Annotated in this window: 9 protein-coding genes; 7 read left to right on the top strand and 2 right to left on the bottom strand. The window is 71.5% G+C overall.

The features are described 5' to 3' along the window. The first annotated feature begins 183 nt into the window (after nt 1–183). The 4 genes from BM339_RS14605 (at nt 184) to ilvD (ending at nt 5,769) form a co-directional block, all read left to right on the top strand. Nucleotides 184–1,113 (top strand): MBL fold metallo-hydrolase, encoded by a 930-nt coding sequence (locus BM339_RS14605; protein WP_021593710.1) that lies wholly within the window; start codon nt 184–186, stop codon nt 1,111–1,113. Beyond that, nucleotides 1,104–2,657, top strand: coding sequence for a carboxylesterase/lipase family protein (locus tag BM339_RS14600; RefSeq protein WP_420883411.1), 1,554 nt, complete (start codon nt 1,104–1,106; stop codon nt 2,655–2,657). Before BM339_RS14605 ends, BM339_RS14600 begins: the two co-directional genes overlap by 10 nt. Before the next feature lie 68 nt (nt 2,658–2,725). Next, nucleotides 2,726–4,036 carry an FAD-dependent oxidoreductase gene (locus BM339_RS14595; protein WP_075021161.1) on the top strand — a complete coding sequence of 437 codons (1,311 nt, stop codon included), beginning with the start codon at nt 2,726–2,728 and terminating at the stop codon, nt 4,034–4,036. After that, the gene (gene ilvD, locus BM339_RS14590; protein ID WP_218163644.1) at nt 4,033–5,769 is read left to right on the top strand and encodes a dihydroxy-acid dehydratase; all 1,737 of its coding nucleotides are present in this window, start codon (nt 4,033–4,035) and stop codon (nt 5,767–5,769) included. The genes BM339_RS14595 and ilvD overlap by 4 nt, the downstream gene beginning before the upstream one ends. A 14-nt stretch (nt 5,770–5,783) precedes the next feature. Here ilvD and BM339_RS14585 read toward each other — a convergent pair whose 3' ends face one another. Further along, entirely contained in the window at nt 5,784–8,525 is a 2,742-nt protein-coding gene (locus tag BM339_RS14585; RefSeq protein ID WP_075021351.1) for an ATP-binding protein, read from the bottom strand. A gap of 173 nt (nt 8,526–8,698) precedes the next feature. Here BM339_RS14585 and BM339_RS14580 point away from each other — a divergent pair, with 173 nt between their 5' ends. Beyond that, nucleotides 8,699–9,874 carry a CaiB/BaiF CoA transferase family protein gene (locus tag BM339_RS14580; protein ID WP_177287695.1) on the top strand — a complete coding sequence of 392 codons (1,176 nt, stop codon included), beginning with the start codon at nt 8,699–8,701 and terminating at the stop codon, nt 9,872–9,874. Here BM339_RS14580 and BM339_RS14575 read toward each other — a convergent pair. Then, nucleotides 9,862–10,248: a winged helix-turn-helix transcriptional regulator gene (locus BM339_RS14575; RefSeq protein WP_021593704.1), complete on the bottom strand. Its 387-nt coding sequence runs from the start codon at nt 10,246–10,248 to the stop codon at nt 9,862–9,864. The two genes, BM339_RS14580 and BM339_RS14575, sit on opposite strands and share 13 nt — an antisense overlap. A gap of 80 nt (nt 10,249–10,328) precedes the next feature. Between BM339_RS14575 and BM339_RS14570 the strand changes: the two genes are divergently transcribed. Continuing rightward, on the top strand, nt 10,329–10,739 hold the full coding sequence (locus BM339_RS14570; RefSeq protein ID WP_075021159.1) for a RidA family protein: 411 nt from the start codon (nt 10,329–10,331) through the stop codon (nt 10,737–10,739). Nucleotides 10,740–10,901: 162 nt separating this feature from the next. Next, nucleotides 10,902–13,799 (top strand): DUF4132 domain-containing protein, encoded by a 2,898-nt coding sequence (locus BM339_RS14565; protein ID WP_143118416.1) that lies wholly within the window; start codon nt 10,902–10,904, stop codon nt 13,797–13,799. Nucleotides 13,800–13,843 lie beyond the last annotated feature (44 nt).

Genomic DNA, 13,843 nt, shown 5'->3' with positions numbered 1-13,843 from the left:
CCCCCTCGGCGTCTCAGCGGTTGCGCCAAGTATGCCCGCCCTGTCCCCACTCCCGTGACTGGCGCGTACCTCGCCGGCGCTGGCGCCGGCGAGGTGGGCAGGTGCAGTCAGGTTACGGATACCGGGGGTGTGGGGGCCACTCTTACGCTTCCTGGAAAGCCGCCGAGACTCCAAGGACGCGTTATGGAACAAATCGAGTTGGGCGACGTCACCATCACCCGGATCTGGGAGTACTACGGTTCCGTCGAAATGACGCCTGACACCTTCTTTCCAGAAGGTTCGAAGGAGGTCTGGGAAGACGGTGCTCCCTGGCTGGTCCCGCATTTCCTGGATTCCGAGACGAATATCATCAACTCCGCGATCCAGACCTGGCTGCTGCGCAGCGAGGGGAAGACCATTCTTGTCGACACGGGCGTGGGCAACCATAAGGAGCGGCCGTACGCGCCGGTCTGGGGCCATCGGAAAACCGACTTCCTGGCCAATCTGGCGCGCGCCGGCGTCGAGCCCGAGGACGTGGACATCGTGGTCAACACCCACCTCCACATCGACCACGTCGGCTGGAACACGTACCTGGACGAACGGCGCTGGGCCCCCACCTTCCCCAACGCCACCTACCTGATGCCGAAGGCCGACTTCGACTTCTGGAATCCAGAGAACGGCCACGAGACGGTGTTCGGCCGCGGCAACCAGAACGTCTTCGAGGACAGCGTGGCCCCGGTGCACGAGGCGGGCCTGACGTTGCTGTGGGAGGGCAGCCACCGGATCGACGCCAACCTGCGCCTGGACGCGGCGCCCGGGCACACTCCCGGCTCCTCCGTCCTGACGCTCGCCTCCGGGGCGGACCGCGCGGTGTTCGTCGGCGACATGCTGCACAGCCCGGTACAGATCCTGGAGCCGGGCACCAACAGCTGCTTCTGCGAGGACGCCGCGGGCGCCCGCGCCACCCGCCGCAAGATCCTGGGCTGGGCGGCCGACAATAACGCGCTCGTGGTTCCCGCGCACCTGGGCGGCCACGGCGCCGCCGAGGTCACGCGTGACGGAAGCAGGTTCGCCATCAAGGGCTGGGCCCCGTTCACGCCCTATGACGAGGACCGCGGGAAGGCATCGGCGTGAACCACGACCGCAACCCCGTCATCAAGACCGCGCAGGGGCCCGTCCGCGGCCGGAGCCAGGACGGCATCGCGGCTTTCCTGAACATCCCCTACGCCGCCCCGCCCCGCGGTGCCGGCCGGTTCGCCGCGCCGCGGCCGCACGAGCCCTGGGACGACGTTCGGGACGCCACCGCGTGGGGGCCCAACGCGCCGCAGTCCGAGCGCACGCTCGGCAGCGTGGACATGTCCCCCTATTTCGGCACTGGTTGGAGCCGCGGGGAGGACTACCTCACCGTCAACGTCTGGACGCCCGCCGCCGCGAACGGCGACCTGCCCGTCATGGTGTTCGTCCACGGCGGCGGGTTCGTCGCCGGATCGACCCGGTCCGCGCTGTACGAGGGCTCCGCCTTCGCCCGTGACGGCGTGGTCCTCGTCACCCTCAACTACCGGCTCGGCATCGCCGGTTTCCTCGACCTCCCCGGAGCGCCCGCCAACCGCGGCCTGCTGGACGTCGTCGCCGCACTGCGCTGGGTCCGGGAGAACATCGCCGCGTTCGGCGGTGATCCCGGCAAGGTCACCCTCTTCGGCCAGTCGGCCGGGGCGACCATCGTCGGCGGCGTCCTCGCCGCCCCCGAAGCGGCGGGCCTCTTCCGCCGGGCGATCATCCAGAGCGGCAGTGGCCTGGGCGCGTTCACGACCGAGCAGGCCGCCCGCGTCACCGAGGCCGCGTCCGAGGCCCTCGGCGCAGCGCCCCGCGCCGACGCCTTCGCGGACGTCCCCGACGAGCGGCTGGTCGAGGTCGCGTCCCGGCTCGGGGGCATCGACCTGCGGACCGAGTCGCACCACGATCCGCTGGCCGGTCTCAGCCCCTTCAGCCTGGTCCTCGACACGCAGCCCGCCGAGCTCGTCGCCACCGGCCTCGCCGCCGGCATCGACCTGCTGATCGGGACCAACGCGGAGGAGGGGAATCTCTACCTGGTCCCGGTGGGCAAGTACGCCGCCTCGACCGCCCGGGACGTCGAGGATACGGCGGCGCGCTCGCACCCGAGTCCCGCGCGGCTCGTCGAGACGTACAGGAAGGCCCGGCCCGAGGCGTCCTTCGGCGAGCTGCGGTCCGCCATCCTGGGCGACGCGCTGTTCGGCGCGGGCAGCTGGGCCCTGGCCGACGCGCACGCGGCCCACTCCGAGTCCGCCACCTTCCGCTACGAGTTCGCGTGGCGCTCCCGAGCCTTGGACGGAGATCTCGGCGCGACCCACGCCGTGGAACTCCCCTTCGTCTTCGATCTCGCCCGGCTTCCCCGGTTGCGGGGCGCCGGCAACCTGCTCGGCCCCGAGAGCCCTCCCGCGAAGCTCGCCACCCGCATGCACGAGGCATGGATCCGGTTCGCCGGGACCGGCGCCCCCGGCTGGGACCCGTACGACATCGAGCGCCGGACCACGATGCGCATCGACGACGAGTGGACCCAGGTCGACGACCCCCGCGGCCTGGAACGGCAGGCATGGAGCCGACCCGTCCCACCGGCTTCGGCGCACCCCTTTCCAGGAGGGCGGCGGAATGGACCGTGACTGAAATGTCAGCCGCAAATCACCGCCTGCAGCGCGGATGGGAACCGCATGCGGTCTTCCCTCAGAATTTGGACCTGCCGGTCATCGCCGATGTCGACGTGCTGGTCGTCGGTGGCGGAGCCGCCGGGGTGGCCGCGGCCACCGTCGCGGCCGAGAACGGCCGCAGCGTCGTCCTGATCGAGAAGTACGGATTCTGCGGCGGTGCCGCCGTGGCGGGAATGTCCGGAACGGTCTGCGGACTCTACCTGGCCAGTGACCGCGGCGGCGGGCCCGAGCAGGTGGTGTTCGGCTTCGCCGAGCGCTTCCGGTCCGAGTTGGCCGCCAGAGGCGGTCTCACCGAACCGCAGAGGTACGGCAAGACCTGGACCTGCGCCCACGAACCGCTCGTCTGGCGGGAGACCGCGGACTCGTTGCTGGAACAGGCCGGCGTGCGCGTCTTCCTGCACACCGCTGTCACCGGCGTTCTCATGGACGGGGACGTGCACCGGGGCGCCGTCATCGAGTCCAACGCGGGCCGTGCGATCGTGAGGGCGGCCCGGACGATCGATGCCTCCGGAGACGCGGCGGTCGTGGCACGCGCCGGTCATGGCCACCGGTTCGGTGATGGCGGCCGGATCCAGAACCCCACCATGTTCTTCCGCATCGCCAACGTCGACATGGGGCGCTTTCTCGCCTACTACGGCACGGACACCATCTGCCCGCCCGACGTCACCGACGCGATCGTGCGGGCGCGCTCGGAGGGCGAAGACCTGCCGCGGCAGAAGATCTGGATCTTCCAGACCACGCGACCCGGCGAGCTCATGGTCAACGCCACCCGCCTCACCGCCCGCGACGGCCGCATGCTCAATGTCATCGACCCCGAGGACTTCACCGAGGCCGAGGTGCTGGGACGCAGGCAGGTGCGCGCGTACGCGCGGTTCCTCGCCCGCCACGTTCCCGGCTGCGAGAACAGCCATGTCGTCGACACCGGGGTCGAGGCCGGCATCCGGCAGACGCGCACCATCGTCGGCCGGGAGACCCTCCGCAACGGCGACGTGGTCACGGCCCGCAAACGACGAGACGGCATCTGCCGGGTGCCATGGCCCATCGAACTCCACAGCGGCGACCGGCCCAAGCTTCACTGGCTCCTCGACGACTACTACGAGGTGCCGTATCTGGCGCTCGTCCCCGAGACCGGCGAGAACATCATCGTCGCCGGCCGGTGCCTGAGCGCCGAACACGAGGCGCTCGCCTCCGCGCGCGTCACCGCCCAGTGCTTCGAGTACGGCCATGCCGCCGCCGTCGCCACGGTCCTGTCCCTCGACGAGAACACCCGTTACGGCGACATAGAGGGCGAGTCCGTCCGCGCCGCCATGGCCGCTCGCGGAAGTGCCCTGTGATCGACGACTCCCGGGAGAAGCACGTGCCGGACCCCAGGCCCCTGCGCAGCAACTTCGAACCGGGCACGACCCGATGGGCCGTCCGGCGGGCCCAGTGGTCCGCCATGGGACTGACGCAGGAGGAGCAGCACCGTCCCAAGATCGCCATCGTCAACACCTCCTCGCGCCTGTCGGTCTGCTTCGCCCACCTCGACGATGTCGCCGGTGTCGTCGCCGACGCCGTCCGCGAGGCCGGGGGCCTGCCCCTGGAGATCCGCACCACGGCTCCGAGCGACTTCGTCACCAGCGCCGGACGCAAGGCCCGCTACCTGATGCCCACCCGGGATCTGATCGTCAACGACATCGAGGCGGCCGTGGAAGGCGCCCAGCTCGATGCCATGGTCTGCCTGTCCTCCTGCGACAAGACCACCCCGGCCCATCTGATGGCGGCGGCCCGGCTCGACCTGCCGGCCATTCTCGTGATCGGCGGCTATCAGGGGGGCGGCACGCTCGCGGGATGCTCGGTCGACATCGACACCGTCTACGAGTCCGTGGGGGCACTCGCGTCGGGGCGGATGGGCGTCGACGAACTGGGACGGCTGGCCGACCACGCCATCAAGGGCCCTGGTGTGTGCGCGGGACTGGCCACCGCCAACACCATGCACGTACTCGCCGAGGCCCTCGGCATGACCATGCCCGGTTCCGCTCCGGTGCGGGCGAACTCCCGGGCCATGCTCGCGCGCGCGGCCGAAGCGGGCCGCCGCATCGTGTCCCTTGTCCATGAAGGCGTCACCGCACGCCAGATCCTGACCGCCGACGCACTGGAGAACGCCGTCGAGGTCGCCCTCGCACTCGGCGGCTCCGTCAACTGCGTCCGCCATCTGACGGCGGTGGCCCAAGAGGCGGACCTCGACGTGGACGTCGTGGCGACGTTCGAGCGGAAGGGGAGGGACGCGGTGCAGCTGGCGGCCATCAGACCCAACGGCTCCCACCAGGTCTGGGACCTGGAGCGGGTCGGGGGAGCGCAAGCCGTCCTGCGGGCCCTCCTCCCGCGCCTGCACCGCGATGCCCTGACGGTCTCGGACCGCACGGTGGCCGAGCTCGCCGAGCGGGCGCCCCGCCCGGACGGGCAGGTGCTGCGCTCCCCGTCGAATCCGGTGAGGCCGGAACCGGGCCTGCTGATCGTGCGCGGCACGCTCGCCCCGGAAGGAGCCATCGTCAAGGCCGCCGCGGTGGGCTCCGCCCGCAGGCGGTTCTCGGGCCCCGCACGCGTGTTCGCCGGCGAGGACGCGGCGATCACGGCCCTCGGCACGTCCGCCATCGACCCCGGTGACGTGATCGTATTGCGCGGCATGGGACCGCGCGGCGGGCCCGGCACCGTCTTCGCGGCGAGCTTCGTCGCGGCCCTCAACGGCGCGGGACTCGGCGGGCAGGTCGCGGTGGTCACCGACGGTGAGCTGTCCGGGCTCAACCACGGCCTCGTGGTCGGCCAGGTCATGCCCGAGGCGGCGGACGGCGGTCCGCTCGCCGGAGTGCTCGACGGCGACCTGATCACGATCGACCTGGACGCGCGGCGCCTGGACACCGAGGCGCCCAGGAACGGCGCACCGGTCACCGCGGGCGATCCCCAGGCCGAGCGGGGATGGCTCGGCCAGTACGCCGCCCTCGTCGGCCCGATCCAGCAGGGGGCCGTGCTGCGGCGCCCGCGGCGGACTCCGCCGTCACGGGACCGGACCCGGGGGACCGCCCGCTGACAGCCGCGGCCCGCCTACACGTTGCCGCCGGCCATGGACATCCCCTCGACGAGATCGCGCAGCTGAGAGCGCGCCGTGACACCGAGCTTCGGGAAGACGCGGTACAGGTGGGAGCTGACCGTACGCGGTGAAAGGTAGAGCCTTTCTCCGATCTCGCGGTTCGTCAGGCCCTGCGCCGCCAGCCGGATGATCCGCTGCTGCTGCGGTGACAGGTCCGCCAGCGCGTCGGGCAGGGGCGGGACGACGTCCATACCCGCGGCCCGCAACTCGGCCTCCGCGCGCTCGGCCCACGGGCGCGCTCCCAGATGCCGGAAGCGCTCCAATGCCGCGGCGAGCATCGGGCGTGCGTCGCTGATGCGCCGCCGGCGCCGCAGCCATTCCGCGTAATCGAGAAGCGTTCCCGCGCGCTCGAAGGGCCACTGCTCGACCGGCTCCGCGAGGGCCTGCCGGAAGTGCGCCTCGGCACGGTCCGGATCGGCCAGCAAGGCCCGTGCGCGGCTGATCAACGCCGTCAGACGCGGCGAGGAGGCCGGGCCGAGGGTGCCGGCCAATTGCTCGACGATGCTCGCGGCTTCGGTGCGATGACCGCTGCGGGCGGCGGCCGCGGCGAGATCGGCGACGGCCGCGCAGGACGCGTGGTAGTGCACAGGCTCGCCGCCGGAGTCGAAGACCAGCCGGAACTGCTCGTAAGCCGTCTCGTGGTCGCCGTCGGCGAGGGCGGCGGCTCCCAGGCCGCGCCGCGCGTAGACCGCGACCGATCGGCTGTCCGAAGGATCGATCAGTTTGAGCGCCCCGTCGGCGCGGGCGCGTGCCTCCGCCGTGCGCCCCCGCAGAGCCAGCACCATGGCGTCGACCGCCGAGGCGCACGCCGCGGCATGATCGAGGCCGGTCTCCGCCGCGATGGCGGCGACCTCGGCGCACACCGCGTGAGCCTGTGTCCAGTTGCCGTGATCGAGATAGGCGAGCGCCGCGGCGCAGCCCAGCCCGTTCGGCAGGGGACTGCGGTTCGACCACTGGTCGAGGGCCGCGTCGAAGGTGCGGACGGCCAGGGGCGTCTCGTCGAGCATCCAGGCGACGATCGCCAGCATGGTCAGCCGGCCGGGCCGGCCGCCCCACTCGGAGAGGAGCCGGGGCAGCTCGTCGAGCGCGTCCGCCCTGGCGGCGAACGGATCCGCGACCACCGTCACCCAGACCCGCAGCGGTTCCTCGTCCCCGGACCCCGCCCTGACGGACCGCAGGATCCGCCGGATCTCGCGACGCTCGTCCTCAAGCCCCGAGTAGAAGCGGACCACGGCGGCGCCGGAGAGGAGTTCCAGCGCGGTGGCCGGATCCGTGCCGGCCGCCGCTCGCGCGTTGCGGGCGAGCAGCGAGAACGCCGCCGAGTGACGCTGCGTGAGAGCCATCAGCCGGCCGACCTGCAGTGAGGCGGACAGCCGGACCGCCGGGTCGGTGGTGAGCGCACCGGTCTTGGCCGCGAGTTCCTCGACCCAGTCGAGCCGCCCCGTGAACACGGCGGCCTCGGCGGCCGCGACCAGCCGCCGCGCGGCGTCCTCGCGCACCGGGGAGAGCTCCGCCGCGCGTTCGAGCGCCGTCGCGGCCGCCGCGTAGCCGCCACGGCTCCGGGCGCGGTCGGCCGTCCGCTCCAGCGCGGCCGCCACCTCGGCGTCCTGATGGAGCGTGGCGGCGGCCAGATGCCAGGCGCGCCGGTCCGGCTCGTCCCGCAGCGCCGCGGCGAGCTTCAGATGGACGTCGCGCCGGGCGTCGAAAGGCGCGACGTTGTACACGGCCGACCGGATCAGCGGGTGGCGGAACCGGATCCGCCGGTCGATCTGCCGCACCAGCCCGGCGTCCTGTGCCGGCGACCATGCCTCGTCATCGGTGTCGGGCAGAGCCATGGCCACGCCGGATGCGGGGTCCGCGTCGTCGGCCGCGGCCAGCAGCAGGAGCGAGCGCCGGGTGGCCTCCGGCAGCCCCGCCAAGGCTCTGGCGAAGATGCGTTCGAGCCGCTCGGTGAGCGGCAGCGGGCCCGCCAGTGCCGCATCCAGGCCGACGCGGTCCGACGCGGCGGCTCTCGCCAGCTCCACCAGCGCGAGCGGATTACCGCCGGCCTGCTGGAGGATCCGCCTCCGCAGCCGCCCGGACGGTTCGCCTGGTTGTGCGTCGAGCAATCGACCGGCCGCGGCCTCGTCGAGAGGGTCCAGCTCCAGCACCCGGTCAGTGTCGAACCCGGGCAGCGGGTTCCCGCCGCGGGTGCCGACGATCACGGTGACGGGCTCCATGTCCAGCCGTCGTGCGGCGAAGGCCATGGCGTCGAGCGAAGCGCCGTCGATCCACTGCGCGTCGTCCGCCGCGATCAAGACCGGAGCCCGGTCGGCGAGGTCGGACAACAGTGTCAGAACGGCGACGCCCACGAGCATCGGATCGAACCGCTCCGGGGCGGGTCCGAGTCCGACGGCACCCAGCAGCGCGGCCCGTTGACGGCCGGGCAGCCTGCCGGCGTCGCCCAGGAACGGCCGCAGAAGCTGGTGCAGACCCGCGAACGCCAGGTTTGCCTCTGATTCGCTGCCCGTGCAGCGCAGCACCTGGACACCCGCCGCCCGGGCATGCCCCGCCACGGTCTTCAACAAGGTGCTCTTGCCCGCCCCGGGGACACCGGTGAGCATCACGAGCCGGTCACCCGCCGGCGCACGGTCCACCGCGTCGACCAAGAACGCGAGCTCGGCGTCCCGGCCGATGATCGCCTGATCGAGCGACATCTCTGCCGGCGCGCTGCGGTGTCGGTGGATGTGGTGGCGCACGAGGCCTCCAACAATTTGCGGGTGTATTCGATCCTAGCCCGTCACTTCGTGCGCCAAGATGCAGTCACGTGACGGATAGCGCAGCACAGACCGGGCGGCGCACCATTGTTATGCCCATCGGGAGGACATCCGTGCTCGCAGGAATCACCGTCATCAGCTTCACCCATTTCCTCCAAGGCCCTTCGGCCACGCAGTTCCTCGCGGATCTGGGTGCGGACGTCATCAAGGTCGAGCCCGTCACCGGCGCCTTCGAACGGAGCTGGTCGGGCCCCGACGCATACCTGCACGGCCACAGCGTCTTCCATCTGCTCGGCAACCGGAACCAGCGCAGCATCGCCGTGAACCTGCGGTCCGACGGGGGAGCCGAGGCCGCGCGCCGCCTGGTCGCCCGTGCCGACGTGCTCGTCGAGAGCTACCGGCCGGGCGCCATGGACCGTCTGGGGCTGGGCCCCGCGCAGGTCAGGGCGCTGAATCCGGGCATCGTCCACGCGTCGCTCACGGGCTACGGCGGAAGCGGCCCCTACCGTGACCGACCGGGCCAGGACGTGCTGCTGCAAGCCCTGTCCGGCCTCGCCTCCCTCAACGGCCCGGCCGAGGCCCCGCCCATTCCCGTCGGCGCGTCGATCGTGGACCAGCACGCCGCCGCCATCGCCGCCGTCGGCATCCTCGGGGCGCTGTTCGACCGTGCCCGCACCGGCGACGGCCACAGGGTGGAGAGCGACCTCCTCAGCGCCGCACTCGATCTCCAGATCGAGCCCCTCAGCTACCACCTCAACGGCTTCGGCCAGGACCGGGAACCGACCGGGGTCTCCTCACCTTTCTACAAGGCCCCTTACGGTGTGTTCGCCACGGCCGACGGCCATGTCTGCCTGTCGCTGACCTCGACGGGCAAACTCGCGGAGATCTTCGAAGACCCTTGGTTCGCCGCCATTCCGCAATCCGAGGAGTTCTCCCGGCGGACGGAGATCAACGCGCGGGTGGCCTTTCATATCTCGTCCAGAACCACCGGGAACTGGCTGGCGAGATTCACCGAACTGTCGGTGTGGCATGCCCCGGTGCAGACCCATGCCGATGTCGAGAAGGACCCCCAGATCGCGCACAACGGGTCGATCATGACGATCGACCACCCCACCGCGGGCACCGTCCGCCTGCCGGCTCACCCCGTCCGCTATGACGGGGAGCGGGTCCCCGTGCGCATGCCTCCACCCGCCCTCGGGGAGCACACCCGCCAGGTCCTCGCCGAGGTCGGCTACGACGACGGGGCCATCGACGGCCTCATCGCGGAAGGAGCCGTTCACGCCGGATGACTGAAGTCGTCGTCGAAGCGCGCCCGCGCGGCTTCGATCGCCGGCATCTGGGAGGCGGCCCATTCCAGGAGGACGTCGACGGGGCGCCGCAATGTCTTGCCGAGCGGGGTGATCCGGTACTCGACGGCGACCGGGCGTGTGCCGAGCAGCACCCGTTCGACGATGCCGTTGCGTTCAAGCCGTCGCAGTGTGGCGGTGAGCGATTTCTGAGACACCGCAGGGATTGCGCGGCGCATCTCGTTGAAACGGTGCGGGCGTTCGCACAGGGCGTTGAGCACCTGCAACGACCACTTGTCGAGGACCTGGTCGAGCAGTTCGCGGTGCGGCGCACTGATCGTCAACTCGGGGGCGTTGCCGGGGGCGGTATCCGCCATGGCACCTCGTTTCGTTGAAGTTACCTGAGACTACCAAGTATCAAAGAGATACCTTCGTTTCCCGATCCGAGGAGATCTCCGTGGCCGTCCACCGCTTCAGTCCCGCGGGCCTGCTCCAGCCCGTCCCCTACCACCATGTCGCCGTCGCCACCGGTCTGCGGCAGGTCCACGTCAGCGGCCAGGTCGCCCGCCTCGGCGACGGCGCGCATGTCGCACCGGACGACCTCGCCGGACAGGTCGCCCAGGCGCTGCGCAACACCGCGACCGGCCTCGCCGGAGCGGGAGCGACGTTCTCCGACGTCGTGCGGCTGACCTTCTATGTCACCCGCTGGACACCAGGGAAGATCACCGACTTCATGGCCGGCGTCGAGGAGGTCGCCGAGGAGATCGGGCTGCCGCGGCCCATGCCGCCCGCGTCGCTGATCGGTGTCGAGGTCCTCTTCGAGCCGGACGTGCTCGTGGAGGTCGAGGCGACGGCCGTCATCGAGTGATCAACCCCGCGTGCGACGAACACGCCCACCCGCGCGAGCGCCGTTCCATGCTCGCCTGATTCTGTCGGGAGACGGCACTACTTTCTCCACATGCCCCAGAACGAGGATCTTCTCGTCATCCCTGACGATTGGCGCGCCGCACTCCATCCACGTCGCGGTGGGATGTCCGGGCCTTCGCTCGAACTCGACACTGACGCCGCCTCCACTGCTCAGCAGTGGGTGAAGGAGACGCGCGACGAGATCGACCGTGTGCTCGACGACCCGCAGAGCCGGGGAGACCTGGTCGGGGCAGCCCGCGCGTACTTGCGGGGCGAGGCGGACCCCCAGGGCGCCGCCGTGATCGCGGCCGTCCTCGCCGCGGAATGGCCGCTACGGGACGGCTACGAGTACGGCGAGGAACCGTTCGCCACCTTCGCGGACGCGTGGATCGCCGAGCACGGCCTGGTGTTCGCCGCCGCGGCCACGGTCGGGCTCAGCGGCGTGTTCGTCGACGGTTACGGCTGGCGGGAGCGGAAGGACGGGCGCCATCTCCGGCTCCGCCGCCTGGACAAGCAGGACCCCGGCTACAACCATGGTCTGGATTGCCTCGAACGGGTCGCGGCCCGCGTTCGCGCCTTTCTCGCGGCCGCCGACGAGTCGGAGTACGAGCGGGCCGTCGACGTCCTGGGCGACCGCCGCCATGACGGCATGCGACGCCTGGCCGCCGCGTACCTGGTGCCGACGCAGACCGCGTGGGTCGACGAACTCTGCGCCACCCTGCCCCGCCTGCAGCCGCACACCTGGATGATGGTGCTGCGCACGATGGGGTCGGCCGGCCAGCTCGCCACGCTGCTCGCCAGGCAGAGCGGGTGGTCCTGGCTCAACGGCAGGCCGGGCGTGCTCCCCACGGCCGTCGACGGCGTCGGTCCGGCGCTGGCCTCGACACTGGCCACCGTCGCCGAGGAAGAGACCGAGATCGGACGCGACCCGTACGAACTGCTGCGGGGAATCGGTGTGCTGGCGACGGACGAGGCGTTCCGGCTTCTAGTGGACCGCCTTGACCGGCCGCACGTGCACAAGGCCGTGATCGAGACGGCTCGCCACCACCCCCGGCGGGCGCTGCGGCTGCTCGGCGAGGCGGCCGCGTCGGGCCCCGCGCCGATCTCCTCCTACGCCGTCCGGCTGCTCCGCGACCACGTCGCGGCCCGTCCCGACATCACCGCCGTCGTCGTGCCGCGCCTGTCCGCGGCGGCCCGCGACGTCGTCGAGTCGATCGGCGAGTCGGCCGCCGGCTGGGCGCCGGAGGCCGCGGCGGAGTCCCTGCCGCGGCTGCTGGTCGAGCCGCCGTGGACGCGCGAGCGTCCCAAGTTCAGGCGGGTGACCGTCAAGGGACTCCAGCCGCTGCCCGCCCAGCCGGGAGAGCCGGAAGGGCGGGCAGAGATCCGTGCCCTCATTCCCACCGCGCTGGGGAAGACCGGCCCGCGGCGTTACAAGGCGGAGGCCGCCCTTCGGCGCATCGCCGGGGCCGAAGGCGACGGGGAAGTCCTTGACGTGGCCGGTGAGTACGGCGCCAAGGCCGCGAAGGCGGCCGAGGTGCTGCTCGCCACCGACCCCCTGGACGACCTTCCGCCGGAGATGCCGCGGCGGCCGGTATGGCCGGATCCGTACATCCTCCCCCAAGTGCTTCTCAGAGAGAACGGCCGGGCACTTCCCGCCGACGCGGTCGACCACATCGTCACCATGCTCTCCGTCTCGAAGCCGGGCAAGCCGTACGTGGGCATCGACGTCGTCAGGGAGATCTGCACCCCCGCCTCCCTCGCCGCACTCGCCTGGCGCCTGTTCGAGTCGTCGGGCCTGCGCGAGCGGAGCTACCTCGAGGAAGAGACCGAGTGGGTGCTGACGGCCTTGGGCCTGTTCGGCGACGACGAGACGGTGCGCAGGTTCACGCCGGTGATCCAGGCCTGGCCGGGCGAAGGCGGCCACGGCAAGGCGGTCAGGGGCCTGGACGTCCTGCTCGCGATCGGCAGCGATGTGGCGCTGATGCACCTCCACGACACGGCCACCAAGGTCAAGTACAAGGGCCTCAGAAGGAAGGCGCAGGAGCGGATCGACGTCCTGGCCGAGGAGCTCGGGCTGAGCCCCGGACAGCTGGGCGACCGGCTCGTCCCCGACTTCGGGCTGGACGAGAGGGGCGAGATGTTCCTCGACTACGGCCCGCGCGGCTTCACCGCGGGCTTCGACGAGCGGCTCAGGCCGTACATCGTCGACGACAAGGGTCAGCGGCGCGCCGGCCTTCCCACGCCGGGCGTCCGCGACCACCAGGAGCTGGCCCCGGCCGCCCGCCGGCGGTTCGCCGCCCTGAAGAAGGACGTCCGGTCCGTGGCCGACGAACGGCTCCGTCGCTTCGAACGAGCCATGGTCGCGCAGCACCGGTGGAGCGTCCAGGACTTCCGGACTCTCATCGTCGAGCATCCACTGGTGCGGCACATCGCCCGGCGGCTGGTGTGGATCACCGAGGAGGGCCGCGCGTTCCGCGTCGCCGAGGACCGGTCGTTCGCCGACCTTCAGGACGACGAGCTGCCCCTGCCCGAGACGGCCCGGGTGGGGGTGGCCCATCCGCTCCACCTGGCCGGCGACCTGGAGACGTGGGCCGAGGTGTTCGACGCCTACGAGATCAACCAGCCCTTCCCGCAGCTTCACCGCCCCACGTACGCGCTGACCGAGGACGAGCGCGGGGGCACCGAGCTGGGACGCTTCCACGACGTCACGGTGCCGGTCGGCAGACTGGTCGGCATGGAGCGGCGCGGCTGGCAGCGGGGCAGCGCCGAGGACAACGGCATCCAGCCCGGTGTCCTCCGCGAACTGCCCGGTGGCCGAGCCGTCGTCATCGGCGTTGATCCGGGCATCGTGGTCGGTGACATCGGCTTCTGGCCCGAGCAGCGAATCGACCGTGTCTGGCTCACCCTGGGCGCCGACCTCGGCCGGCGAGTCGAGCCCCGGCCCCTGCCGTTCTCCGAACTGGACCCGATCACCGCCTCCGAAGTCCTCGCCGACCTCGTCGAACTGACGACCACCCGGTAAGGACCTGCGTGATCCCTTGCAAGACTTGGCGGGTGGCGAACTGA

It is taken from the genome of Actinomadura madurae (assembly GCF_900115095.1).
Classification (GTDB): Bacteria; Actinomycetota; Actinomycetes; order Streptosporangiales; family Streptosporangiaceae; genus Spirillospora; species Spirillospora madurae.
The sequence above is the reverse complement of the archived record's forward strand: the minus strand, read 5'-3'. Positions and strand labels throughout refer to the sequence as shown.

Bases quoted from the DNA above. Each gene is read 5' to 3' on its own strand.
- BM339_RS14585 (WP_075021351.1), bottom strand. From the start codon at position 8,525: ATGTCGCTCGATCAGGCGATCATCGGCCGGGACGCCGAGCTCGCGTTC.
- BM339_RS14605 (WP_021593710.1), top strand. From the start codon at position 184: ATGGAACAAATCGAGTTGGGCGACGTCACCATCACCCGGATCTGGGAG.
- BM339_RS14575 (WP_021593704.1), bottom strand. From the start codon at position 10,248: ATGGCGGATACCGCCCCCGGCAACGCCCCCGAGTTGACGATCAGTGCG.
- BM339_RS14565 (WP_143118416.1), top strand. From the start codon at position 10,902: ATGTCCGGGCCTTCGCTCGAACTCGACACTGACGCCGCCTCCACTGCT.